Annotated in this window: 26 protein-coding genes; 19 read left to right on the top strand and 7 right to left on the bottom strand. The window is 70.0% G+C overall.

The annotated features are described in order from the left end of the window. Positions 1–148: 148 nt before the first annotated feature. Positions 149–409, bottom strand: a complete 261-nt coding sequence (locus tag Adu01nite_RS19045) for a Txe/YoeB family addiction module toxin (protein ID WP_203728245.1) — start codon at positions 407–409, stop codon at positions 149–151. Next, positions 406–666 carry a type II toxin-antitoxin system Phd/YefM family antitoxin gene (locus tag Adu01nite_RS19050; RefSeq protein WP_203728246.1) on the bottom strand — a complete coding sequence of 87 codons (261 nt, stop codon included), beginning with the start codon at positions 664–666 and terminating at the stop codon, positions 406–408. The genes Adu01nite_RS19045 and Adu01nite_RS19050 overlap by 4 nt, the downstream gene beginning before the upstream one ends. 346 nt (positions 667–1,012) lie before the next feature. Between Adu01nite_RS19050 and Adu01nite_RS19055 the strand changes: the two genes are divergently transcribed. Continuing rightward, the gene (locus tag Adu01nite_RS19055; RefSeq protein ID WP_203728247.1) at positions 1,013–1,342 is read left to right on the top strand and encodes a hypothetical protein; all 330 of its coding nucleotides are present in this window, start codon (positions 1,013–1,015) and stop codon (positions 1,340–1,342) included. Positions 1,343–1,390: 48 nt separating this feature from the next. Further along, entirely contained in the window at positions 1,391–2,257 is an 867-nt protein-coding gene (locus Adu01nite_RS19060) for an alpha/beta hydrolase fold domain-containing protein (protein ID WP_203728248.1), read from the top strand. On the opposite strand, the gene Adu01nite_RS19065 is transcribed toward Adu01nite_RS19060, so the two are convergent. Further along, a complete protein-coding gene (locus Adu01nite_RS19065) occupies positions 2,238–2,897 on the bottom strand; it encodes a TetR/AcrR family transcriptional regulator (protein WP_203728249.1) in 660 nt (219 codons plus the stop codon). The genes Adu01nite_RS19060 and Adu01nite_RS19065 overlap by 20 nt on opposite strands. A 133-nt stretch (positions 2,898–3,030) precedes the next feature. On the opposite strand from Adu01nite_RS19065, the gene Adu01nite_RS19070 reads away from it, so the two are divergent. The 10 genes from Adu01nite_RS19070 to Adu01nite_RS19115 all read left to right on the top strand — a co-directional run bounded on the left by Adu01nite_RS19070 (position 3,031) and on the right by Adu01nite_RS19115 (position 13,798). After that, positions 3,031–4,278: an MFS transporter gene (locus tag Adu01nite_RS19070; protein ID WP_203728250.1), complete on the top strand. Its 1,248-nt coding sequence runs from the start codon at positions 3,031–3,033 to the stop codon at positions 4,276–4,278. 1 nt (position 4,279) lies between these two features. Then, positions 4,280–5,896, top strand: a complete 1,617-nt coding sequence (locus Adu01nite_RS19075) for a CocE/NonD family hydrolase (RefSeq protein ID WP_203728251.1) — start codon at positions 4,280–4,282, stop codon at positions 5,894–5,896. Next, positions 5,893–6,348 (top strand): DUF3237 domain-containing protein, encoded by a 456-nt coding sequence (locus Adu01nite_RS19080; RefSeq protein WP_203728252.1) that lies wholly within the window; start codon positions 5,893–5,895, stop codon positions 6,346–6,348. Before Adu01nite_RS19075 ends, Adu01nite_RS19080 begins: the two co-directional genes overlap by 4 nt. A 94-nt stretch (positions 6,349–6,442) precedes the next feature. Beyond that, complete coding sequence (gene glnT / locus Adu01nite_RS19085) at positions 6,443–7,759, top strand: type III glutamate--ammonia ligase (protein WP_239132528.1); 1,317 nt, start codon at positions 6,443–6,445, stop codon at positions 7,757–7,759. A gap of 151 nt (positions 7,760–7,910) precedes the next feature. Then, the gene (locus Adu01nite_RS19090) at positions 7,911–8,642 is read left to right on the top strand and encodes a class II glutamine amidotransferase domain-containing protein (protein WP_203728254.1); all 732 of its coding nucleotides are present in this window, start codon (positions 7,911–7,913) and stop codon (positions 8,640–8,642) included. Further along, positions 8,630–9,301 carry a protein glxC gene (locus Adu01nite_RS19095; RefSeq protein ID WP_203728255.1) on the top strand — a complete coding sequence of 224 codons (672 nt, stop codon included), beginning with the start codon at positions 8,630–8,632 and terminating at the stop codon, positions 9,299–9,301. The genes Adu01nite_RS19090 and Adu01nite_RS19095 overlap by 13 nt, the downstream gene beginning before the upstream one ends. Further along, positions 9,301–10,623: an FMN-binding glutamate synthase family protein gene (locus Adu01nite_RS19100; RefSeq protein ID WP_203728256.1), complete on the top strand. Its 1,323-nt coding sequence runs from the start codon at positions 9,301–9,303 to the stop codon at positions 10,621–10,623. Before Adu01nite_RS19095 ends, Adu01nite_RS19100 begins: the two co-directional genes overlap by 1 nt. Further along, positions 10,620–11,708, top strand: coding sequence for an FAD-dependent oxidoreductase (locus tag Adu01nite_RS19105; RefSeq protein ID WP_203728257.1), 1,089 nt, complete (start codon positions 10,620–10,622; stop codon positions 11,706–11,708). Before Adu01nite_RS19100 ends, Adu01nite_RS19105 begins: the two co-directional genes overlap by 4 nt. A 9-nt stretch (positions 11,709–11,717) precedes the next feature. Next, positions 11,718–12,374, top strand: a complete 657-nt coding sequence (locus tag Adu01nite_RS19110; RefSeq protein WP_203728258.1) for a helix-turn-helix domain-containing protein — start codon at positions 11,718–11,720, stop codon at positions 12,372–12,374. Between the two features lie 110 nt (positions 12,375–12,484). Next, positions 12,485–13,798 (top strand): ammonium transporter, encoded by a 1,314-nt coding sequence (locus Adu01nite_RS19115; protein ID WP_203728259.1) that lies wholly within the window; start codon positions 12,485–12,487, stop codon positions 13,796–13,798. Between the two features lie 26 nt (positions 13,799–13,824). Here the strand turns inward: Adu01nite_RS19115 and Adu01nite_RS47860 are convergent, their stop codons facing one another. Then, positions 13,825–14,379 carry an NUDIX domain-containing protein gene (locus Adu01nite_RS47860; protein WP_239132529.1) on the bottom strand — a complete coding sequence of 185 codons (555 nt, stop codon included), beginning with the start codon at positions 14,377–14,379 and terminating at the stop codon, positions 13,825–13,827. Between the two features lie 134 nt (positions 14,380–14,513). On the opposite strand from Adu01nite_RS47860, the gene Adu01nite_RS19125 reads away from it, so the two are divergent. Continuing rightward, entirely contained in the window at positions 14,514–15,317 is an 804-nt protein-coding gene (locus Adu01nite_RS19125; protein WP_203728260.1) for an SAM-dependent methyltransferase, read from the top strand. Here Adu01nite_RS19125 and Adu01nite_RS19130 read toward each other — a convergent pair. From Adu01nite_RS19130 to Adu01nite_RS19140, 3 genes are all read right to left on the bottom strand, one after another. Continuing rightward, positions 15,314–16,744, bottom strand: a complete 1,431-nt coding sequence (locus tag Adu01nite_RS19130) for an ATP-binding protein (RefSeq protein WP_203728261.1) — start codon at positions 16,742–16,744, stop codon at positions 15,314–15,316. The two genes, Adu01nite_RS19125 and Adu01nite_RS19130, sit on opposite strands and share 4 nt — an antisense overlap. An 84-nt stretch (positions 16,745–16,828) precedes the next feature. Next, entirely contained in the window at positions 16,829–18,382 is a 1,554-nt protein-coding gene (locus Adu01nite_RS19135; RefSeq protein ID WP_203728262.1) for a histidine kinase N-terminal 7TM domain-containing diguanylate cyclase, read from the bottom strand. 57 nt (positions 18,383–18,439) lie between these two features. Next, positions 18,440–19,678: an oxygenase MpaB family protein gene (locus tag Adu01nite_RS19140; protein WP_203728263.1), complete on the bottom strand. Its 1,239-nt coding sequence runs from the start codon at positions 19,676–19,678 to the stop codon at positions 18,440–18,442. A 57-nt stretch (positions 19,679–19,735) separates the two neighbouring features. Here Adu01nite_RS19140 and Adu01nite_RS19145 point away from each other — a divergent pair, with 57 nt between their 5' ends. The 6 genes from Adu01nite_RS19145 to Adu01nite_RS19170 all read left to right on the top strand — a co-directional run bounded on the left by Adu01nite_RS19145 (position 19,736) and on the right by Adu01nite_RS19170 (position 24,485). Continuing rightward, positions 19,736–20,365, top strand: coding sequence for a TetR/AcrR family transcriptional regulator (locus Adu01nite_RS19145; protein ID WP_203728264.1), 630 nt, complete (start codon positions 19,736–19,738; stop codon positions 20,363–20,365). A gap of 4 nt (positions 20,366–20,369) precedes the next feature. Continuing rightward, complete coding sequence (locus Adu01nite_RS19150; RefSeq protein WP_203728265.1) at positions 20,370–21,185, top strand: SAM-dependent methyltransferase; 816 nt, start codon at positions 20,370–20,372, stop codon at positions 21,183–21,185. 205 nt (positions 21,186–21,390) lie between these two features. After that, positions 21,391–23,043: a putative bifunctional diguanylate cyclase/phosphodiesterase gene (locus tag Adu01nite_RS19155; RefSeq protein WP_203728266.1), complete on the top strand. Its 1,653-nt coding sequence runs from the start codon at positions 21,391–21,393 to the stop codon at positions 23,041–23,043. Positions 23,044–23,084: 41 nt separating this feature from the next. After that, complete coding sequence (locus tag Adu01nite_RS19160) at positions 23,085–23,480, top strand: YbaB/EbfC family nucleoid-associated protein (RefSeq protein WP_203728267.1); 396 nt, start codon at positions 23,085–23,087, stop codon at positions 23,478–23,480. Beyond that, complete coding sequence (locus Adu01nite_RS19165; RefSeq protein ID WP_203728268.1) at positions 23,473–23,787, top strand: hypothetical protein; 315 nt, start codon at positions 23,473–23,475, stop codon at positions 23,785–23,787. The genes Adu01nite_RS19160 and Adu01nite_RS19165 overlap by 8 nt, the downstream gene beginning before the upstream one ends. Continuing rightward, the gene (locus Adu01nite_RS19170) at positions 23,784–24,485 is read left to right on the top strand and encodes a WXG100 family type VII secretion target (protein WP_203728269.1); all 702 of its coding nucleotides are present in this window, start codon (positions 23,784–23,786) and stop codon (positions 24,483–24,485) included. The genes Adu01nite_RS19165 and Adu01nite_RS19170 overlap by 4 nt, the downstream gene beginning before the upstream one ends. The last annotated feature ends 13 nt before the right edge of the window (positions 24,486–24,498 follow it).

Here is a 24,498-nt window from a genome sequence, read left to right on the forward strand (position 1 = left end):
TTGACACTCTCGCACATGACGTCCACACCAGCACCGACACCGACAGCCCAGGCCACCCAAGTTGGCCAACAGCAAAATAGGAAAGTATTTCATCTCAGAGAATCGCTCACTGACTGACGCTCGCGGACAGGACCACCACACTCGGTACTCATTCGTAGTGGTAGCGGCACGAAATGATCGTGATCTCTTTCGGCTCGACCGCGTAGGCCAGGTGGTGTTCATCGTCGATGCGACGTGATCGGAGGCCGGCGAGGTTGTTGCGAAGGAGTTCTGGTTTGCCGATGCCGGGCCCGTCGGGGTCGCGTTTGATGTCGGCGATTAGTGCGTTGATGCGTTTGAGGGTCTTACGGTCCTGGGTCTGCCAGTACAGGTAGTCGTCCCAGGCTCGATCGGTCCAGCTGAGTTTCACGCCTCTGGGTCCACCAGGTCGCGTTCGGTGGTGCGGCCGGCCCGCCACTGCTCGACGCTCTCCATGAGGTGCTTGGCGTTGGCGGGCGAGCGGAGCAGATAGTTGGTCTCCATGATCGCGTCCCAGTCCTCCTTGCTGACCAGCACCGCTTTGCCCCGCCTGGAGACGATCTCGATCGGCGTGTGGTCCTCGTTGACCCGCTCGATGAGCGGGAACAGGGACTTACGCGCCTCGCTCGCACTGATAGCCGCCGTCACGATTCCCCCTGGACTTGTACCGGATGCGGTACCACTCTGCTGGCGAGAAAGGCACACGTCGACGCCCACCGATTCCAGCCCGCAACCTGCCCCGCCACGGACGAGCGGTCCACGACCGCGCCATCCTCGCCGCGGTCGTTGCTGGTTGCTGCTGGCTGGGATTTGTCACTCCGAGGTCACCCAGATCTACGAGGGCACCAAACCAGGTCCAGCGCATCGTGATGGCCCGCCAGCTCCTGAAGGACTAGTTCACGACAGACTCGTGGCTCGATCGCGTGAAGAATCCTCGGCTGTGGCTGATCGGCGGGGGAGTGGGAGCGGGTGTGGGTTTGCCCTGCTCGGGTTGATGGTTGTTCCGGTCGGTCTGGTGTGGCTTGTTCTGCACTGGGCCGGGGCCGACGGGTGGCTGGGGCTCAGCACCACCGTCACCGTTGTTGTGCTCTTTGCCGCGCTTGTTCTTGGTGTCGTTGCGCTTCTGACTGACCAAGTGCCCCAACCTCTTCCGCGGCGGGTCTATCTCGCCTGGCTGTTGCCGGTCATTCCGCTCGTTGCCCTGGGGTCGACCATCGCTGCCTGGGTCACCAAGGACTCCGGGCTTGCCCCGGTGCCCTGGTGGTCTGCGGCTGCGCTGGTCGTGGTGGCCTTTGTTGTGTTGAGCGGGCTCAGCACGGACTGAGGTCGACCAAAACCTTGTGTACAAGGTTTTGGTGGTTACTCTGATGCGGTGAAGATCGACGAGGTTGCGCTCGACGCCGGCGGGCATGCGTTTCGGGTTCGGACCTATCGGCCGGAGGCTCCTGGCGGGGCCGTGCTGGTCTGGATGCACGGTGGTGCGTTCATGTTTGGTGACCTTGATATGCCTGAGGCCGATCAAGTCGGGCGTGAGCTGGCCGAGCGTGGGGTCGCGGTGGTGTCGGTGGATTACACGCTGGCGCCGCTCGATGCGATTCCGGCTCTGCTGCCGCCGGGTGGGGTGGGGCCGGATGCGCCGCTGCCGCCGCTGCCTGCCTCCGACGCGCCGCGGGCTCGGTTTCCGGTGGCGTCGTTGCAGGTCGCGGCCGCTTTTGACTGGGCCGTGGCCAATGCGGCGGCACTTGGTGCGGAACCTGGGCGGGTCTCGGTGGGCGGCGCCAGCGCGGGTGGCAACCTGGCCGCCAGTGCGGCCATGCGGCTGCGGGGCCGGGGTGGCGTACGGCCGGCTTCGGTGTTGCTCGTCTATCCGGTTCTGCACAACGAGGTTCCGGCTGTGGATGCGGAATTGAAGGAGATGCTGGCGGGGATGCCGGCGTTCCTGACGTTTCCGTCGGCGGCGATGAAGGCCATCAACGACAACTACGCCGGTGGGTCGCTCGACGATCCGTATGTCTATCCGGCGGGGCATGACCTGCGTGGACTTCCCCCGGCGTACATCATCAATGCGGAAGCGGACCGGCTGCGCAAGTCCGGTGAAGGTTTCGCCGCGGAGCTGGCGCTGGCCGGTGTTGATGTCACCGTGGTCCGGGAACGCGGGACCGCGCACGGCTATTTGAACGAGCCCGGTGGGGCGGCCGCGATTCGTACAGTGGAGCGGTTTACCGCCTGGCTGGGCTGATCTCGGCGGAGAGGTCGACCGTGCGTCCCGAGATCAGGATGGCGGGGGCCAGTCGTTCCAGGTGGTTGCGGATCAGGCCGAGCAGGTCGATGCGGCCGCCGGTGAGCACCCACTGCAACTGCAGGCCGTCGGCGACCGCGATGCACTCGCGCGCCAGGCCGTCGTAGTCGAGGTCGGCGCGCAGGTGGCCGGCCTCTACGCCCTTGCGGAAGCCGGCGGTCAACTCGTCGACCACCCGTTGGTAGCGGGCCAGGTAGAGGTCGTGGGCGGCGCTTGTCGGGTCGGCGGCCTCGGCGGTGACCTGCACGAACAGCTCGATCATGCCGGGCTGGGCGTGCAGGAGGCCGGCCAGCCAGATCATCTGCCGTAGCGGGCCGGTGCCGTCGGTGTCCTCCGGCGCCTGCTGGGCCAGCTGGAGCAGCATGTGGAAGCGGCGTTCGGCGACCGCCACCAGCAGGTGTTTCTTGGTGGGGAAGTGGTGCGTCAAGCCGGGGCCGGTCAGGCCCGCGTCTTGCGCGATCTTGGCCATCGACGTCTGTGTGTAGCCCAACTCCGCGAAGTTGGCGATCGCCACATCGATGATCAACTCGCGGCGCGCGCGGCCGACCGAGTAGCTGCCGCGCTCCCTGTCTTCCCGCACGGCTCTCACCGTATACCGGGCTCTCGCTGAGTGAAAACCTGCAATCTTAGGTTTTCACGCCGGAAACCTTGTGTCTTAGGTTTTTAACTTCTAGCGTGAGCCGCACCACACCGGAGCGGACCCAGGAGCCCCCGTGAGCCTTGCCCCCGCCGTACCCCCGGACGCCGCCTCCGTCGAGTGGCGCAACCCCCGTGGCCACTTCTACTTCTTCTTTCTCTTCGCGATCGCGGCGACCACCGGCACCCTGCTGGCCGACTCGATCCTGACCCTGGCCCTGAAGGCCGAGCAGATCGATCCGGACCGGTCGACCACGATCCTGTCGATCGTGGTGGCCGTCGGCGGCCTGACCTCGCTGGTGGCCTACCCGCTGATCGGGCGGCTCAGTGACCGGACCACCTCCCGGCTCGGCCGGCGCCGGCCCTACCTGCTCGCCGGGGCCGCGCTGATCGGGGCCGGCTCGGTGCTGGTGGTCGTCGCACCGAACACCGCGCTGCTCACCGTCGCGTTCGTGATCGTCGGCACCGGCTGCGTGGCCGCGACCGTGGCGGCCTCGGCGATCGTGCCGGACCAGTACGCGCCGGAGCACCGCGGCACACCGTCCAGCATGGTCGGTCTCGGCGCGCCGATCGGTGCGGTCCTCGGACTCTTCCTTGCTCAGCTGGTGCAGCCGCACCTGGCCGCGATGATCCTGCTCCCGGCCGGGGTCGCGGTGCTGGCCCTGGTTTTGCTGAGTCTGGTGCTGACGGACAGCCCGCAGCCCCGGGAAAAAGACCAGGTCAAGATCGGGCTGGGCACCTTCTGGGTCAACCCGGTCCGGTTCCCCAGCTTCGGGCTCGCCTGGTTCAGCCGGCTGTTCATCTTCCTCGGCGTGGCCGCGGTCAACGCGTACCAGGCCTTCTATCTGATCGACGTGCAGCACGTCGACCAGGCCACGGTGGGCACCACGATCTTCCTCGCGACGCTCATCCTCACCGCCGTCTCGCTGATCTTCGCGCCGATCGCCGGCAAGATCTCCGACCGGATCGGCCGGCGCAAACCGTTCGTCATCGTCGCGGCGCTGATCTTCGCGGCCGGGCTCGCCATGGTCACCGTGGCGACCAGCATCCCCGCCTTCTTCCTGGCGATCGGCGTGCTGGGCCTCGGCCAGGGGGTCTACTTCGCGGTCGACTTCGCCCTGGTCACCGAGGTGCTGCCGGACCCGGCCAACCCGGGCAAGGACCTCGGCGTGATGAACCTGGCCAACAGCCTGCCGGTGATGATCGTCCCGGCCGCCGCGCCCGCGCTGCTCGCGCTCGGCTCGTACACCGCGCTGTTCGTGGCGGGCGTGGGCGCCGCGGTGGTCAGCGCGCTGTTCATCCTGCCGATCCGCGGGGTGCGCTGACATGCTCCGGCGACTCACCAGCCTGCTGCTGCACAAGGCGTTCCCGGGGATGCCGCCGGCCACCCACCGCTACGAGGTCCGCCGCAACATCGAGGTGCCGATGAGCGACGGAACGCTGCTGCTGGGCGACCTCTATCTACCATTTTTAACGAACACCCAAAAAGCTCCGACCGTCCTTATCAGAAGCCCGTACGGCCGGGCCGGCATCGGCGCACCGATCTGCCGGCTGCTGGCCGAGCAGGGCTTCCCGGTCTTCTCGCAGAGCTGCCGGGGCACGGCCGGCAGCGGCGGCGTCTTCACCCCGCAGCTGAACGAGCAGTCCGACGGCATCGACACGCACGAGTGGGTGCGAGCCCAGCCGTGGTTCACCGGGCGGCTCGTCACCACCGGCATGAGCTACCTCGGCTACACCCAATGGGCGGTCGCCGGCAAAACGCAGCCGGACGCCATGTGCCTACAGGTCACGATGCCCGACTTCGGCGCGGTCACCTGGGACAACGGCGCTTTCTCGCTGCGCAACGCACTCGGCTGGAGCGCGATGATGGCCCGCCGCGACCGGTTCGCCGCCCCGCTGCGGCAGGTCCTGCCCGACCGGCGGCTGGCCGCGGCTTTCGACCACCTCCCGCTGGCCGAGGGCGACCGGGTATCCACCGGCGCGACCATCGACTGGTATCAGGACTGGGTCAACCGCGCCGACCTGGGCGACGACTACTGGACGGCCCAGTCGCACACCGCCGCGGTGCCCGAGGTCACCGCGCCGGTCTCGATGATCGCCGGCTGGTACGACATCTTCCTGCCCTGGCAGCTGCGCACCTACCGGCAACTGGTCGAGGCCGGCAACCCGCCGGAGCTGACCGTCGGACCGTGGGGTCACGCGAGCCCGCCGCTGCTGCGCGACACCCCGGCCGCGGTGCACAACTTCCTGACTCGGCGCCTGATGGGCGGTCCGGCCACCCGGCCCGACCCGGTCCGGGTCTACGTCACCGGTGCCGAGGAATGGCGCGGGTACGCCGAGTGGCCCCCGCCCGGCGTGCGCACGTCGTGGCTGCTGCACCCCGAGGGCGGCCTGGGCCTCGGCCCGGCGCCGGTGTGCGCGCCCAGCCGCTACGTCTACGACCCGGCCGACCCCACGCCGGCGCTGGGCGGGCCGGCCCTCGACCCGAAGTCCGGGCCGGTGGACAACACCGAGCACGAGCGCCGGGCCGACGTGCTCACCTTCACCTCCGTCGCCTTGACCGAGGCGGTCGAGGTGCTGGGCGAACCGGTCGCCACCATCGCGCTGCGCTCCGATCGAGCGAACACCGACCTTTTCGTACGGATCTGCGACGTGCACCCGGACGGGAAGTCGTGGACGGTGTGCGACGGCATCCGGCGGGTCGATGCCGATGCCGAGGAGGGCGAGGTGACCGTGCCGCTGTGGCCGACCGCGCACCGGTTCCGCGCCGGGCATCGCATCCGGATCCAGATCAGCTCCGGCGCGCACCCGCGCTACGCCCGCAACACCGGCGGCGACGAGCCGCCCGGCACCGCCCGCATCCTGCACCGGGCGCACCAGGAGATCCGGCACGACCCGAGCCACCGTTCCCGGGTCGACCTGCCCACGAGGCCGGCGGTGTGAAGCCCGAGCTCGAGTTCCTGGCCGACGCCGAGATCACCCTCGGCCCGGTCCAGGAACTGGGCGAGACCCCGGCCGGCTGCCGCCGGATCATCCCGATCACCGGCGGCACCTTCGACGGGCCGGAGCTGGCCGGCGAGATTTTGCCGGGCGGCGCGGACTGGCAGCTGATCCGCCCGGACGGGGTCGCGGTGATCGACACCCGCTACACGCTCGCGACCGGCGACGGCGGCCTGATCTACGTCAGCACCCAGGGCTACCGGCACGGCCCACCCGAGGTGATCGAGCGGCTCACCGCCGGCGAAACGGTCGACCCGGCCGACTATTACTTCCGCCTCATGGTCCGCCTGGAGAGCCCGGCCGGTCGGTATGCGTACCTCAATCGATCGTTGATCTTGGCGACCGCGGTCCGTCTGCCGAATGCGGTCCGCTACGGCGCCTATCTGCTCCGCTGAGTTTGTAACGAACGGTGCCTCCCCCTGTAACAGAGGCTGTGTTCACTCTTGTGAAACAGAGTTTCTTGTGCAGAATCATGTTGGGGGAGGTCACGTGTCACCGGCATCCGAACTTGCGCGGCTCGCCGAAGCCGCGAACGTCCGCTTCATCCTCGCGCTCTTCGTCGACCTGCGCGGCAAGCCGTGCGCCAAGCTCGTGCCGGTCGAAGCCGTGGAAACGCTCGCCACCGAAGGCGTCGGATTTGCCGGGTACGCCGTCGGCGCCATCGGCCAGCAGCCCAAGGACCCGGACCTGATGGCGATCCCGGACGTGGCCTCGTTCACCCCGGTCCCGTTCCTCAAGCCCGGCCTGGCGATCGTCCACTGTGACCCGCACGTCGGCGGGGTGCCGTGGAAGTTCGCGCCGCGGGTGATCCTCAAGGCGATGCTGGCCCGCGCGGCCGAGGCCGGCTTCTCGCCCTGGGTCGGCGCCGAGGTCGAGTATTTCCTGGTCGAGCGGGACGAACACGGTCGCCTGCGGCCGGCCGACGCGCTCGACACCGCCGCCCAGCCCTGCTACGACGCCCGCGGCGTGACCCGGATGTACGAGCACCTGACCGCGGTGTCGACGGCGATGAACGAGCTCGGCTGGGGTAATTACGCCAACGATCACGAGGACGGCAACGGGCAGTTCGAGCAGAATTTCGCGTACGCCGACGCGCTCACCACCGCCGACCGGGTGATCACCCTGCGGTACCTGCTGACCATGCTGGCCGAGCAGCGCGGCATGACCGCGACCTTCATGCCCAAGCCGTTCGCCGATCGCACCGGCACGGGGCTGCACCTGCACATGTCGCTGACGTCCGGCGACCACAAGGTCTTCCCGGCGAGCGAGGACGACCGGGGTCTGGGGCTGTCCTCCACCGCGTACGCGTTCGTGGCCGGGGTGCTGGAGCACGCGTGCGCGCTGCAGGCCCTGCTCGCGCCGACGGTCAACTCCTACAAGCGGACCGGGGCGGTGTCGACCGCGTCCGGCGCGTCCTGGTCGCCGAAGCACGCGACCTACGGCGGCAACGACCGCACCCACTACATCCGGGTCCCCGACGACCAGCGGGTCGAGCTGCGCGGCGGGGACGGCTCGGCCAACCCGTACCTGGCCATCGCGGGCGCCCTCGGCGCCGGCCTGGACGGCATCGCCCGTTCGCTGGATCCGGGCCGGCCCGGCGCGGGCGAGGCCAAGGGCGATCCGCTGCCGTTGACGCTGCTCGACGCCGTGCAGGCGTTCACGGCCGACGACCTGCTGACCGGGGTTCTCGACGCGGCCGGGAGCGGGGTCGCCGACTACTTCGCCGAGCTCAAGCGGGCCGAGTTCTTCGCCTGGCACAGCGCCGTGTCGCCCTGGGAGATCGACCAGTACCTGCAGGCGTTCTGAAAGGATAGTTCGAGATATGTGCGGGATTGTTGGTCTGCACCTTCGCGACCCCAGCCTCTATCCGCGCCTCGGTCAGCTGCTGACCGGCATGCTGTGCGAGATGTCCGAGCGGGGCGCCGACTCGGCCGGGGTTGCCGTCTACGGCGATCCGGTGTGGTCGCCGCCCGGGCACGCCACCGTCACCGTTCTCGGCCCGGTCGACGATCTTGCCATCGACGAGGCCACGATCATCAGCCTCGGGGCGACCCATGTGGTGCACGCGCCGATGCCGGTCGACGCGCTGCTGGCCGCCGTCCGCAGCCAGTTGCCGGGTGCGTTGATCGCCGGGTTCGGCGAGGAACTGACCGTGCTCAAGGACGTCGGGCACCCACGTGCGCTGGCGGCCGGCTGGGGGCTCGACCATGCGCAGGGCTGGCAGGGCGTCGGTCATACCCGGATGGCGACCGAGTCGGCGGTCACCCCGAGTGGTGCGCACCCCTATGCGGTCGGGCCGGACCAATGCCTCGTACACAATGGATCTTTTGCTAATCACGCGACCATTCGTCGCCACCTGAAGGCCCGCGGGGTGGTTTTCGACAGCGAGAACGACACCGAGGTCGGCGCCCGATTCGTCGCGCAGCAAATCGCCGACGGCCGTGATGTCGAATCCGCGCTGAAGGATCTGTGCGCGCAGTTCGACGGTTTTTACACGCTGCTGGTGTCCAATCGCGACTCTTTCGCCGTGGTCCGCGACGCGATCGCCTGCAAGCCGGCGGTCATCGCCGAGACCGATGCGTGGGTGGCGATGGCGTCGGAATATCGGGCGCTGGTCGGGTTGCCGGGCATCGAAAAGGCGCGCATCTTCGAGCCCGAGCCGGAACGGATCTACGCATGGACCCGATGATCTTCGACCTGGAAAAGACGCCGCTCCGCGAGGTCAACCGCACGTTGCACCGCTTGGAAGCCGGCACCGTGCAGATCCAGAACCCGCACGGCAAGCACAGCGTGGCCGCCGGCCTGCGTACAGCGATAAAAGTATATATAAATGGACATTGTGGATACTATGCGGCCGGAATGAACCAGCTGGCCGACGTCGTGATCAACGGCAACGCCGGCGTCGGTGTCGCCGAGAACATGATGAGCGGGTCCGTTTTCATCACCGGCAACGCCTCCCAATCGGCCGGTGCCACCGCGCACGGCGGCCTACTGGTCGTAACCGGGGACGCAGCCGCCCGCTGCGGCATCTCGATGAAGGGCGTCGACATCGTGGTCGGCGGTGGCATCGGCCATATGAGCGCCTTTATGGCCCAAGCGGGCCGGCTCGTGGTGCGCGGCGACGCGGGCGAGGCGCTCGGCGACTCGATCTACGAGGCCCGGCTCTACGTGCGCGGCAAGGTCGCCTCGCTCGGGGCCGACTGCATCGCCAAGGACATGCGCGACGAGCACCACGCCGAGTTGCGCGCGCTCCTGGAGCGGGCCGGCTACGACGACGACACCGCCGACTACACCCGCTACGGCTCCGCGCGGCAGCTGTACCACTTCCACGCAGGGAACGAATACTGATGAGCGACGGCTTGCGCGAGTCCGCCACCTTCGACCGGGCCACCATCCACGCCATCCAGCGTGCGGCCGCGACCGGCGTCTACGACATCCGCGGCTGGGGCGCCAAGCGGGCCCTGCCGCACTTCGACGACCTGCTGTTCCTCGGCGCGAGCATGTCCCGCTACCCGCTCGAGGGCTACCGCGAGGCGTGCGGCACCGACGTCGTGCTCGGCGGTCGCAACGCCGCCTACCCGATCCACCTCGACATCCCGGTCACCATCGCCGGAATGAGCTTCGGCGCGCTGTCCGCCCAGGCCAAGGAGGCCCTGGGCCGCGGCGCCTCGGAGGTGGGGACGAGCACCACCACCGGCGACGGCGGCATGACGCCGGAGGAGCGCGGCCAGTCCAAGCACCTCGTCTACCAATATCTGCCGTCGCGCTACGGCATGAACCCGGACGACCTGCGCCGGGCCGACGCCATCGAGATCGTCCTCGGCCAGGGCGCCAAGCCGGGCGGCGGCGGCATGCTCCTCGGTCAGAAGATCAACGCGCGGGTGGCCGCGATGCGCACCCTGCCGCAGGGCATCGACCAGCGCAGCGCCAGCCGGCACCCGGACTGGACCGGCCCCGACGACCTGACCATCAAGATCCAGGAGCTGCGCGAGATCACCGACTGGGAAAAGCCGATCTACGTCAAGATCGGTGCCAGCCGTACGTACTACGACGTCAAGCTGGCCGTGCACGCCGGCGCCGACGTCGTCGTGGTGGACGGCATGCAGGGCGGCACCGCCGCCACCCAGGACGTGTTCATCGAGAACGTCGGCATCCCCACCCTCGCCGCGCTGCCGCAGGCCGTGCAGGCGTTGCAGGAGCTCGGCGTGCACCGGCAGGGCGCGAAGGGGGTGCAGCTGATCGTCTCCGGCGGCATCCGCACCGGCGCCGACGTCGCGAAGGCCCTGGCGCTCGGCGCGGACGCGGTCGCCATCGGCACCGCCGCGCTGATCGCCCTCGGCGACAACGATCCACGCTGGTCGGCCGAGTATGAAGCGCTCGGCTCGGCGGCCGGCTTCTACGACGACTTCCAGGACGGGCGCGATCCGGCCGGCATCACCACCCAGGACCCGGAGCTGGCCGCCCGGCTCGATCCGGTCGAGGGTGGCCGTCGTCTCGCCAACTACCTGCGGGTTCTCACCATGGAGGCGCAGACCGTCGCGCGCGCCTGCGGCAAGGCGCACGTCACCCACCTCGAACCGGAGGACCTGGTCGCGGTCACCATCGAGGCGGCCGCGATGGCCCGGGTGCCGCTGGCCGGCACCGACTGGATTCCGGGGAGCGCGCGGTGAGGATCGCCGTTGTCGGGGCCGGGCTGGCCGGTTCGGCGACGGCCTGGCGGCTGGCTCAGCGCGGCGCGCAGGTCACGCTCCTCGAGCGGGCGACGCCCGCCAATCCGCAGGGCAGCTCGCACGGATCGGCACGCATTTTCCGGTACGCCTACCCGGACCCGTTCTACGCGAAGCTGGTGGTCGAGGCCCGCGAGCACTGGTCCGAGTTGGAGGATGCGACCGGCGCGACGTTCTTCCGGAAGACGGGCGCCCTCGACTTCGGTGCCGTCCGCGACCCGCACCAGCTGGCCGGGGTGCTGACCGAGGCCGGCGTCGACCACGAGCTGCTCGCCGCCGAGGAGGCGGCCGAGCGGTGGCCGGGCATCCGGGTCGACGGCCCGGTCCTGTGGCACCCCGCGGCCGGCGTGATCGACGCCCAGGCCGCGGTCCTCGCGATGACCGAGCTGGCCCGCGCGGCCGGCGCGACCGTGCACGAGAACTGGACGGTCACCGCCGTGGTGGAGAGCGGCGGCCGGGTCTCGGTCCGCTCCGCGGACGGCGACGAACTGACCGTCGACCACGTGGTCCTCGCGGCCGGCGGCTGGCTGCCGGAGCTCATGCCCGCGGTTCCGGTGCGCGTCCGCCAGGAGCAGGCCTTCCACTTCCCGTACCGGGATCCGGCCGAGGCCCAGCGGTGGCCGACCTTCGTGCACAAGCGGGCCGGCATGTCGACGTACAGCCTGCCGGGCGGCCGGGATGCCGACCATCGGGGGCAGAAGGTCGCCGAGTACTTCGGCGGATCCGAGATCGCGTCCGCGTCGGCCAACGACGGGATCGTCGACCCCGGCAACCGGCAGCGGTTGGTGGACTACGTCGTACGCCATCTGCCGGGTTTGATTCCCGAGCCCTACGCCGAGACCACCTGCGTGTTCACCTGCACGGCCGACGAGAACTTCGTGATCGACACGGTGGGTGCGGTGACCGTCGCCTCGCCCTGCTCCGGGCATGGCGCCAAGTTCGCCCCGCTGCTCGGCGCGATCATCGCCGACGCCGCGACCGGCCGGGCCCGGCCCGCCGCCAAGTTCCGGCTGCCCTCGGCTGACTAGGGTGACCAGGTGACCGAGGGCCCGCTGCTGCGCAACGACACCGGTACCGCTCGCGAACGGGCGGCCGACGAGCCGCTCGGCGGGCTCGAGCTGGAGGTGGCGATCGGCCGCAACGTCCGCGAGCTGCGCAACCAGTACGGCCTGACGGTGGCCGAGCTGGCCACCCGGATCGGCATCTCGAAGGCGATGCTCTCGAAGATCGAGAACGCCCAGACGTCGTGCAGCCTGGGCACCCTCGCCGCCCTGGCCGGCGGCCTGGACGTGCCGGTCACCAGCCTGTTCCGGGGCGCCGAGAAGGAGCGGCCGTCGTCGTTCGTCCCGGCCGGCGAGGGCACCGCGATCGTCCGGGACGGCTCGCAGGCCGGCCACGAGTACCGGCTGCTCGGGTCGCTGCGCGGCGAGCACCGCCGGCTGGAGTGCCTGCACGTCACGCTGACCGCGAAGAGCAGCACCTACCCGCTCTTCCAGCACCCCGGCACCGAGTTCATCTACATGCTGGAGGGCACGATGGACTACGCCCACGGCCGCTCGGTGCACCGGCTCACCCCGGGGGACTCGCTGCAGATGGACGGCGAGGGCGCGCACGGCCCGGCCGACCTGATCGAGCTGCCGATCCGCTTCCTGTCGGTGATCGCCTTCCCGGACACGGTGGCGCCGCACCGCTGACATCTACGGGCAACAGTCGCTCTGTTTACTGCCATCAAACGGTGGACACTCAGAGTAGACGAGGGATCCCCTTGGACGTCGGAAGCACCGCATTCGTCTTGGCGAGCAGCATGGCTGTCGCGCTCATGATTCCCGGCCTGGCGCTCTTCTACGGCGGCATGGTCAGCTCCAGATCCGTACTGAATATGATCATGATGGTGTTCGGTGCGGTCGCCGTGGTCGGCGTGCTCTGGACCTTCTACGGCTTCTCGGCCGCGTTCGGTGACTCGTACGGCGGCCTCGGTCTGCTCGGCAACCTCACCGAACATCTGGGACTCGGCGATCTGGTGGCCGGCGACGACGCCGCGACCCTGCCGCCCGCCGCGGTCGCGATCTTCCAGGCGCTCTTCGCGGTGATCACCACCGCGCTGATCGCCGGCGCCATCGCCGACCGGGTCCGGTTCGGGCCGTGGCTGCTCTTCTCCGGCGTCTGGGCCACCCTGGTCTACTTCCCGGTGGCGCACTGGGTCTTCGCGTTCGACTCCGCCGACGGCAGCGTGGCCGGTGGCTGGATCGCCAACAGGCTGGGCGCCGTCGACTTCGCCGGCGGAACGGCCGTGCACATCAACGCCGGTATCGGCGCCCTCGCGGTGATCCTGGTGGTCGGCAAACGGGTCGGCTGGCCCAAGCAGGCCCGGCCGAACAGCCTTCCGCTGGTCGCGGCGGGCGCCGGCATCCTGTGGTTCGGCTGGTTCGGCTTCAACGGCGGCTCGGCGCTGGCGGCCGGCAACTCGGCCTCGGTCGTCATGCTCACCACGTTCAACGCCACCTGCGGCGCGATGCTGGCCTGGCTGCTGGTCGAGCGGTTCCGGGACGGGCACGCCACCACCCTCGGCGCGATGTCCGGGGCGATCGCCGGCCTGGTCGCGATCACCCCGTCCTGCGGCGCGGTCACCCCGATGGGTGCGCTCCTCGTCGGTGCCATCGCCGGTGCGATCTGCCCGCTCGCGATCTCGCTGAAGTACCGCCTCGGCTACGACGACTCGCTCGACGTGATCGGCGTGCACCTGGTCGGCGGCCTGCTCGGCACCCTGCTGGTCGGCTTCCTCGGCACCGCCGACGCGCCCAGCGGTCAGGCCGGTCTCTTCTACGGCGGCGGCTTCGGCCTGCTCGGCAAGCAGGCGGTGGCGGCCTTCGCGGTGCTCGGCTACTCCTTCGTGGTCACCCTGGCGATCGCTTACGCGATCCAGAAAACCATCGGCTTCCGGCTCTCCCCGGAGAAGGAGGCGGCGGGCATCGACGTGGTCGAGCATGCCGAGCTTGCGTACGACCTGGAAGGCAAGCTGCACGCCCCCGGAACCGGGCCTACCCCTGCCGCGGTGATCGCCTCGGCCGAGCGCCTCACCGCCGAGGCCGCGCCGACCGGCACCAACGCACCGAGCTGAGCCCGGTCGATGCTCCCGGATGCCGGTCAGCGGCGTCCGGGAGCCTCGGCCACGGTCAGCACCAATTGCGCGGAGGCCGCGCAGCCGATCCGGCCGTCCAGGGCGGCGGCGACCGCCTCGGCCAGCGGCCACGCCTTCACCTCGAGGTCGGCCTCCGCCGCCTCCGGATGGGCCGTCCCTGCCCGCAGGTCCTCGGCGGCGAACAGATGAATCCGTGCCGGGGACAGCCCCGGCAGCGGCCACACCGCCCCGAGCGAACGCCAGCGTGCCGCGGTCAGCCCGGTCTCCTCGGCCAGCTCGCGGGCGGCGGCGACCTGCGGCTCCTCGCCCGGGTCGACACCGCCGCCGACGGCCTGCAGCATCCGGCGCTTGGGCAGGTAATGGTACTGCTCGGCCAGCCAGATCCGGCCGTCGCCGGTCAGCGCGGCGACCCGCACCAGATCGGGCGTCTCGACCCACTCGTACCGCCCGGACCCGCCGCCCGGATCGGTCACCTCATCGGCATACGCGGCGAACCGCTTTCCCTGCGTGATCTGGGTCGTGCTCCGCCGCATCCACGGGCCGCGCTGCTCACCTTCCACGACCGGGAACGCTACCCGCGGCCCCCGCACCTCGCTGTCCCTTCTTGATCGAAATGGGGGCCACCCCGGGTCGTCGAGTGCGACTACAGTGGCCCCTGCGTCGACCCCGTTGCCGTATCCGTGAGGGTTTGCCCATGTCGGAGAAGCCTGATCTCACCGCCCTGAACACCTCGCGCCGCTACAACCAGTGGGTCGGCGGGAAAGATCACACCGGCGTCGAGCGGGAATCCACCAAGATCGTCATGGCCGTGCTGCCCAACATGATCGACGCCGCCCGCGAGGGCCGCGCCGTCGTCCTGCGGGCCGTCCGGCACCTGGTGGCCGAGTGCGGGGTGCGCCAGATCCTGGACATCGGGGCCGGCCAGCCGCTGGCGCCCAACGTCCACGAGGTCGCCCAGAAGGTCGACCCGGCCGTCCGGGTGGTCTACGTCGACAACGACCCGCTGGTCGCGGTCCACCACCGCGGCACGGTGATGAGCAGCGCGCAGGGCCGGGCCGAGTTCGAGCCGGGCGACCTGCGCGACATCGACGCGCTGCTGGCCGGCGACGTGGTGACCGGGGTGCTGGACCTGGGCCGCCCGGTCGCGGTGCTGCTGGCCAGCGTGCTGCACCTGATCGACGACGACGAGCAGGCATACGCCGCGGTCCGCCGGTTGCGGGAGGCCCTGGCCCCGGGCAGCTACTTGGTGATCGTGCACGGCACGTTCGACACGCTGCCGGAGGAGACCAGCACGGCGGTCACCAAGATGCTGGCCACCGGCAAGCAGGGCGTCTACCGGGCTCGCACCCGAGCCGAGATCGAGGCGTTCGTCGACGGCCTGAAGATCGAGGAGCCAGGCCTGGTCTCCAGCGTCGAGTGGCACCCCGACCCGGCGAACCCGCCAAAGACCAGCGTCACCGACGCCATGTGCTACGCCGTCGTCGCAAAGCTGCCTTAACCGAGCCGACGCCAGGCCTGGATCAGTTCGGCCGGTCCGTAGGAAGCGTCCAGGCCGACGGTCTCGACGCCGCTGCGGCTGATCGCGAGCAGCGGGATCGGATCGTCGGTGATGGTCGCGCGATGCCGTTGCAGCGCGAGCAGGTCATGACCGTCGAACGCCGAGTTCTCCAGCCATTTGATCGAGCCCAGGAACAGCAGTTGCCGGGCGATCGGTTCACGGTCGGCACCCACGACGTCGATCTCGATGCTGTTGGAGCGCGTCCAGTAGGCGCCGATCGCCGGTGCCGCCGGCAGGGCGTCATCCGGTAGGAGCCGGGCGAGCGATTCCCGGAGAAGCGGCTCGATGGCGCGACCTCGCCAGCTGGTCCAGCCGGCCTCGATCCGGCGCAGGGTGAGGTCGCCGCGCAGGCGTTCGATCTCGGCCAGGTACGGGGCCACGAAGGTCAGCCAGAAGCGCAGGTACGGATCGGTGACTCGATACCGTCGTTCCCTCGAGGCGCTGGTGGAGATCGGCAGGTCGGCGGCGACCATGCGCTTGTTGACGAGCACGTCGACGGCCCGCGTCAGGGTTGTGTGGGAGATACCGCCGGCGGCTCGGGCGACGTTGGTGAATGTCCGCTCTCCGCTACCGATCGCCGACAACACCGCGCGGGCCATCGCGGAATCCGGGAACTCCGAGGCGAGTGATCGCTCGGCGGAGACCAGGAGCGGCGCGACGGGATTTGCCAGCTCGGCGGAGAGGAACTGCCAGAGATCGGCGCCTCGTGGCCAGTCAGCGCAGATCAGTGGAAGGCCACCGGTCACCAAGGCCGCGTCGAAGGCCTCGGCCGGAGCGAGCTGGAGCATCTCGCCCACCTCGGCCGGGTTGAGCGGCCCGAGAACCATCTCCTTGCCGCGCTGATGGAACGGCCGGCCGTAGGAGCTGAGCGCTTCCATCATCGACAGGTCGGAACCGATCAGGATGAACAGGACCGGCTTGCGGCTCAGTTCGCGATCCCACGCGCGCTGAAGGATTCCCTCGAAGGCGTCCACCCGATCGACCAGATACGGCACCTCGTCGACCACGACGACGCTCGGTCGGTCATCGGGCAGGATCCCGGCGAGCTGGCGAAGCGCGGCGCTCCAATTCCCCGGGGTCGCGTCGTCGAACACCGTCCGATCCGGCAGCGTCGAGGAGTTGACGGCCTCGATCAACGACTCGAGCTCCACCTCGGTGGAGGCGCCGGCCGCGGTGAAGAACATCGCTGGAACGGCTGCCCGGTCGACGAATGCCTCGACGAGACTGGACTTGCCGATGCGGCGACGTCCCCGGATGAGCAGGCACTTTCCCGGGCGAGGGTCGTCGCCGCCGATGGCAGCGCGTACTTCGCTGAGGAGCGCATCGAGCCCGGCGAGCTGGTGCTCTCTGCCGATGAACGCGACCATTGGCTCCCTGACCTGGTGCGACAATAGTATCGCTAGCGATAGTATCTCAAGCGATACTATCTGCAGCGTGCAATCAGGCGGCAGTTACTGGGCCGCGGCCAGGGTGGCCTGTTCGACTCGGTTTCGGCCGTTGGCCTTGGCGGCGTAGAGGGCCTGGTCGGCGTGGTCGATCAGGTTTACCGGGTAGCGGTGGCCGTCGCTCGTGGCCACCCCGGCGCTGAAGGTCACCGCGATCGGGACGCCGTCGACCGGCACCGGGTCCGAGGCCACCGCGTGCCGCAGGTTGTCCACCCAGGCCGCTGCCTCGAGGCCGGACATGCCGTGCAGGATCAGGGCGAACTCCTCGCCGCCGTAGCGGGCGGCCATGTCGCCGGGCTGCAGGGCGGCGACCAGGCGGCCGGCCAGGTGCACCAGGACGTCGTCGCCGGTGTTGTGCCCGTACCGGTCGTTGATCTGCTTGAAGAAGTCGATGTCGAGCAGCACGAACGAGAAGGTGGCGCCGCGTTCGAGGGCGCCGCCCAGTTCGGTCATCAGGTGCCGGCGGTTGTAGAGGCCGGTCAGGTAGTCGCGGGCGGCCTGCTCGGCGAGGCTGGCCCGGAGCGCCTCGATCGTGGCGAGCTGGGCGCGCAGTTGCTCGGTCTGCCGGTTCTGTTCGGTGATGTCGTGGGCGACCAGGATCGAGCCGCTGTGTGTGCCGCGGCGGTCGCGCAGCGGGCTGACCCGAACGTTGAAGTCCAGGCCGGAGCCGTACGCGTCGAGGATGGCGTAGTCGCTGACGGTGTTCGCCGGCAGCCGGCCCATCAGTGCGGCCAGGTGCAGCGCGACCTCCTGGTTGTCGACGCCCAGCCGGGCGACCAGTTCGGTGGCCGCCGGGTTGGCCTCCACCAGCCGATGGGCGGGGTCGAGCACGACGACCGGGTCGTTCATGTTCTGGAACACCTCGCGGTGCACGACCGGGGCGATCGAGGGCGTGGAGTGCCGGACCACCCAGTACATCGTCGGGGCGCTCAGCGCGAAGCCGCAGGCGGTGAGGTCGATCAGGCGGCCGCCGGCCAGGATGCCGATGATGTTGATCACCGACGCCGGGAAGATGGCGATCACCGCGACGAGATAACCGCGGTACCGGCTGGTCTGCCGGGTGTAGGTCCGGAAGACGACCACCGACGAGTAGACGACGATGACGTAGCAGTAGACGGTGTGCACCCAGAACAGCGGACCGAACAGGGCGGCCAGGGCGCCGTCGATGATCGTCGTCTTCATGCCGCTGATGAACAGGTGGTGCCACGGGTTGGTGACGATCGCGATGGTGCACAGCACCGGTTCGATCGCCAGCAGCAGGGCGGTGCGCCGGTCGAGTTTCCAGAACCGGTTGGTCAGGGCGCGCGCGGTCCCGTACCAGCCGCACACCACCAGGAAGACGCCCGGATAGAGGATCAGGTCGGCGACCAGGACCACCGTGGGGTTGCGACTGAACAGCGGCACCGTGGTGGCCAGCGACCACCAGGCGGCACCGCCGGCGATGGCGGCGATCGCGGTGAAACCGGCGCTGTCGCGTCGGCGCTGCCAGGCCATCACCGTGAGGATCACGGCGATGACGATGGCTGCGGCGAACAGCGCCGACAGTGCAACCTTGGCCATCGCTACCCTCCACGGATCGGACCCGAACCATCGGCCGCCGAGGGGACGCCTTGAGTGTTACGGGGTCGGCAGCGTCTCGCCCCAGCGGGCGAACTGCGCCCGGGCCTGCCGTTCACCGCGGTCGAGCAGCAGCTTGCGGCCGCCGGGCAGGCGGCCCAGACCCTGGCTGACCAGCAGATTCGCCGACACCCGGGTCAGCCCGTACCAGGGTGGGCGGTAGGGCAGGCCGAGGTCGCGCATCGCGGTGCGGCCCAGCAGCCAGGTGCTGACCGAGAGGGCCCGCTCCCGCTCGTAGCGCCGGCGCCAGCGCCCGGTCACCTCCTCGTCGGTCATCTGGATCAAGGCCTTGGCCAGGGCGAGCGTGTTGGCGTCGGGCGGCGGGTCGTTCGAGAGGAAGTGGTACAGCAGGCGGCGCCCTTGCCGCTCGGTGCGGGGAAGCCAGGCGTCGTCGACGCCCATCAACCAGCCGACGTACGACCACAGGTGCATCACCGCCGCGGCGTCCCTGCTTGATACGCGTACGCCGAGCAGGCGCAGATGCATCAGGAAGCTGGTGCTGAACACGCCCAGCGTGCTGGCCTGGTCGTACTGGTTGATCGGCACGCCCCGCCCGGCGAAGTCCCACGTCGGGTCGGCCTCAAGCTGGGCGTTGACCAGTGCGTGCATGACCCGGACGTGCACCGAGAGGCGGAAGCCCTCGCCGTCGGTGGCCAGCCCGCCGGGGGCGGTCACCGCCCGCCACCAGACCGATGTCTCCTTGATCCGGCGCAGCGTCTCGCCGCCGGTCAGCCGGCCGGTGCGAACCAGCGGTTCGAGGGCGGCCGCGGTGCGGTACCCGCCGAGCAGCGAACCGTAGGCGAGGACCAGGCCGGCGTCCATGCCAAAGGCGCGACAGGCCTCGGCGCCGCGGGCGAGGAGCCGGTCGTCGACCCAGGCGGGCCGGGCGGTGACGACGTCGAAGAAGGCGCGGATCGGCTCCGGCGCGTCGGCGGTCGGCCCGGCGGCGGTCGGCCCGTCGGCGGTCGGCCCGGCGGCGGTCGGCCCGTCGGCTGTCGGCCCAGCGGCTGTCGGCCCGGCGGCGAGGAACCGGTGCAGGTCGCGGATGGCCAGGCCGGGTGTGTCGCGGACCGCCTTGACCAGCGCGGCGGCCGGCTCGTCGCGGCGGACCAGCCCGTCCCGGAGGGCGGCGATCTCGTCCTCGGTCGGCTGGGCGCCCGGGCCCGCGAAGATCCGCAGCGGCCGAGCGGCCTTCTCACTCCACCGCTTGTCGGCGGCGAACCTGGTCGGGGTGGTCATGCTTCGACACTAAAGTGAGCGGATGCTCGGCTTCTACTCGTGTTCGGGAGCGACGAGATGACGGCACATAACACCAGGAAGGCGCCGCGGCAGCGCCGCTCCCGGGAGATGATCGACCGCATCCTCGCCGCCGCTGCTCAGGTTCTGGAGGAACGCGGGTACGCCGGGCTGAGCACCAACCGGGTCGCCGACCGGGCCGAGGTCAGCGTCGGCTCGCTGTACCGCTACTTCGCCGACAAGAACGAGTTGATCGAGGAGCTGCGGGCGCGGAGTTCGGCCGACGTGCTCGCCGACCTGACCGGGGCGTTGACCGCGGCGGTGGCGATGCCGGCCCGGGACGGGGTCCGGCACGTGCTGGCGGTGCTGGTCACGGCGCTGAAGCGGCACCGGGCGATCACCGCCGCGATGATCGACGAGGCACCGCTGGGGGCGCACGGCAACATCCTGCCCGAGGTGGAGCGGCAGCTCACCCAGGTGACCCGGATCTTCGTGGCCGTGCACGCCCCGGCCCTGGACCAGGCCGAGGCGGAGGCTCGCATCCACCTGGCGATGGGGGTGGCACTCAACGCCTGCCTGCGGATCGCGCTGCAGCCGGCCCCCGGCATCACCGAGGACCGGCTGATCGACCTGACCGCCGACCTGATGGTGCTGGGCCTGGTGCCGAATCCCATCGGGAGACTTAAATAGCTGGATGACCGAGGCTTACGGGTGGGTGCCGGAAGGTGTGGACATCACCGTTCCGGATGCGTCGCGGGTGTACGACTACGCACTCGGCGGCGTGCACAACTTCGCGGTCGACCGGGAGTTCTGGCACCGGGCCGAGTCGGCTTTCCCCACGGCGGGCCTGGTCGCGCGGGCCAACCGGGCCTTTCTCGGGCGGGCGGTCCGCTGGCTCGCCGAGGCCGGGGTGCGGCAGTTCCTGGACATCGGGTCGGGCATTCCGACCCTCGGCAACGTGCACGAGGTGGCCCAGGAGGCCAATCCGGCGGCCCGGGTGATGTATGTCGACATCGACCCGATCGCCGTGCAGCAGAGCCGCAGCCTGCTGTCCGGCAATCCCTACGCGCGGGTGATCGAGGGGGACCTGCGCGATCCGGAGCGCATTCTCTACCACCCCGACGTGCTGCAACTGCTGGATTTCGCCGAGCCGGTCGCGGTGCTGACCGTCGCCGTCCTGCATTTCGTGCCCGACTCCGCCGACCCGGCCGGGATCATGAAGCGACTCGCGGACACCATGGTCTCGGGCAGCTACCTGGTGGTTTCGCATCTCGGGCCGGATGTCACACCCGAGGGGCGAGAGCTTCAGGAGCGGGCCCGGCAGCTTTACGAACGTACGCCGACCCCGGTGGTGATCCGCAGCCCGGACGAGGTCGCCGGCCTGATCGGGGCGGAGTTCGAGATCGTGGCGCCGGGCGTCGTGAGCGCCACCGACTGGCACCCGGACCCGGACGAGGCTGACGACCCGCCGCAGCCGACCGCGCTGGTGGCGGTGGCCCGGAAGCGCTGAGCGCTATGCCGTTTCTCCCACCAATCGCGTAAATCGGTGCAACTGCGTCACCCTCGGTGGGGGTGTGAACGTTCAACCCGACCAAGCGTAGCGATCTTGACCTTTAGCGCAGTACGGCCATCACGGCAGGAATGGCCCTTGCGTCGATCAATGGTCATAATTCGGCGGCCGTTCATGGTGACGCGCACTGGGGAGGCGGCAGCACATGGGGCAATCGCCGGACCTGGCCGCCCTCGTCGGCGAGTGGCTGCGCGGGATCACCCGCTCCGGCTTCGTCCCCGGCGTGCGGGCCCGCGCTCGTGCCGCCCTGCAGGAGCTGCTCGAGGAGATCGTGGCGGCGCTGCGGGCCGAGCCGTTCGACCCGGCGGCCGGCCGCCGCATCGGCGCCGAGCTCGTCGACCTGCGAATGTCCTCCCCGCCGGTGATCGGGATGACGGTGCGCCTGCTCGCCGAACGGCTGCCTTCCTTCGTGGACGGTGACCCGGCCCGCGTACCGGCCCTGCTGGAGACCCTGGTGATCGGCTTCGTCACCGCCCAGCGCGACGCGGCGGTCAGCGCGGCCGAGCAGATGAACCGCTCCGAGAAGATCCACTGGCGGCGGGTGCAGACCGACCTGCAACAGCGGCTGCAGGACGCGTTGCTGCACGACCCGGCCACCGGCCTGCCGAACGAGCAGCACCTGCGCCGGCACCTGGCGACCCGGACCGGCCGGGTCGGCCTCTGCCTGCTCGGCATCGACCGGTACGCGGAGCTGGCCGACGCGCTCGGCGCCGACAACGTCACCAAGCTGCTGACCGCCGTCGCGCACCGCCTGGCCGGCGACCATTTCCTGGCCCGGGTCGGTGGCGACCAGTTCGCCCTGATCGCCGACGTCACCGGCGCCGACGACATGATCAAGCTGGCCGACCAGTGCCGCCGTGCCCTGCAGGCGCCGTTGCCGCTCGACGGCCACGCGCTGCGCATCGACGTCACGGCCGGCATCGTCGACGCCCGCGCCGTCGACGACCACTGGCTGCGCGACGCCCGGCTCGCTCTGGCGTGGGCCCGGCACGACCGCCGCGACCACGCCGTCTTCGAAACCGGCCGGGCCGACACCGACCGCCGGCGCCACCGCCTGGCCGCCGACATGCCGGCCGCCCTGGATGCCGGCGAGTTCCTCGCCTACTACCAGCCGCTCTACCGCCTCACCGACCGCGCGATCATCGGCGTCGAGGCGCTGGCCCGCTGGCAGCGCCCCGGCGACCGCCCGGTGCTCGGACCACCCGACTTCATCACCCTCGCCGAGCACACCGGCCTGATCCGCCCGCTCGGCCGGTTTCTGCTCGACCAGGCCTGCCGGCAGGGCGCGCAGTGGCGGCAGGCCGGCCACGACCTGCTGATCAGCGTCAACCTCTCGCCGCTGCAACTCGGCGAACCGACCCTCGCCGCCGACGTGGCGGACATCCTGCATCGCACCGGCCTGCCGGCCGGCAACCTGCAACTCGAGATCACCGGGAGCGTCGCGCTCAACGGCGGGAACGAAACCCTGCAAAAACTCACCGACCTGGGCGTACGCCTGGCCGTCGACGACTTCGGCACCGGATGGTCGAACCTGGCCACGCTGTCCCGGCTGCCGGTCGCCACCGTGAAGCTGGCCGCCGAGTTCATCGCCGACGCGGCCTCGACCGAGGTCCTGCGGCACACCATCGGCCTGTGCCATGCACTCGGCGTGACGGTCACCGGGGAGGGCATCGAAACCGGCGATCAGGAGCGGTTACTGCGCGCGTTGGACTGCGACCACGGCCAGGGATTCCACTTCGGTCGGCCGGCATCAGCCGACGTCATCACGGAGCGTCTCCGGGTGGACCGGGATTGGTAATGTCGGGCCATCCACGGTGATCGATCATGAATGGGGCGTGGATGGTGACGGACCCCGGTGGGCTCCTCGACCCGGATGCCGCGGCGGGCTATCTGCGGGATTGGAAAAGCCGCATCGATCGGATGGCGGCCGACACGCAGGCCATGAGTGATCGGCTCGGCGCTCTGCGGGTCACCGCCACCGACGACAACGACCTGGTCGACGTCGTCATCGACTCGACCGGCGCGCTGCTCGACATCCGATTCGGCGATCGCATTCACCGCGTCGCCCCGGACGCCGTTTCCCGAGCCGTGCTGAGTGCCCTGCGAAAGGCCCGCCTGGCCGCGGCGGTGCAGGCCCGGAAGATCGTCGAGGAAACGGTCGGCGAGGAATCGGTGGCCGGCCGGGCGATCGCCGACCGGATGGCGCAGCAGTTGGCCGGGGGCGACCGTGACTGACGGATTCACCGTCGACTCGCACCAGATCCGGGCGCACGCCGCGAAGGTCGACGAGGTGCAACGCCGTTTCGCCGCGGTGCGCGGCGCGAGCATGGCCATCGGTCAGGACGACGCGGCCTACGGCCGGCTCTGCGGCTGGATCTCGGCGATCCTCGAACGCCGGCACATGCGACAGGACGAATTACTGGCGTACGTGTCGGAAAACTTGCGCCTCGCCTCGGAAGCCCTGATCCGCACCGGCCAGGATTACGACCGGGCCGACGACGAAACCGCCGATCGCGTCCGCCGCGCCGGAGGCACCCGATGACGGATGTCTCGCTGGTCGCCGACGTCCATTCCACCCGCACCGCCTGGGCCGGGGCGTCACTGGCCGACAGTTTCCAGGGCGTCTACCAATCGGTGAACGGCGGCGGCTGGGTCGACGGCGCGCTGGCCGGGGGAGCGTTCGCGGTGGAGGCCGCGGCCACCGCCCTCGACCCGATCAGCGCCCTGCTGTCGAACGGCCTCGGCTGGGCAATGGAGTATTTCGAGCCGCTCCGCGAAATGCTCGACCATCTGGCCGGCATTCCCGACCGGGTGATGGCCCACGCCGAGACCTGGAACCACATGGCGGCGGAGCTGCAGTCGATGGCCGCCGATCTGAAGTCCGCGCTGTTGTCGGACCTGCCGGATTGGCAGGGCGCCGCCGCTACCACTTACCACGGTTTGATGGCCAACAACGTCGAGGCGATCGACGGCCTGAGCGCCCTGGCCGCGACGATGTCCGCGTCGACCGAGGCCGCCGGAAACCTGGTGCAGTTCACCAGAGACCTGGTCCGCGACCTGATCGCCGACCTGGTGGCCCGGGTGATCGTCTGGGCCGCCGAATCCCTCCTGGTCGTGACGATCCCCTTGGTGGCCGCCCAGATCGTGGCCGCGGTCGTGAAGTGGGCCGGCCGCATCCTCGGCTACACCACGGCGCTGGTCAGCAGCCTGCGAAACCTGACCCAGCTGCTCGAGGGCTGAGCCGGATGCCGCC

Source organism: Paractinoplanes durhamensis (assembly GCF_016862175.1).
In the GTDB taxonomy this organism is placed as follows: Bacteria; Actinomycetota; Actinomycetes; order Mycobacteriales; family Micromonosporaceae; genus Actinoplanes; species Actinoplanes durhamensis.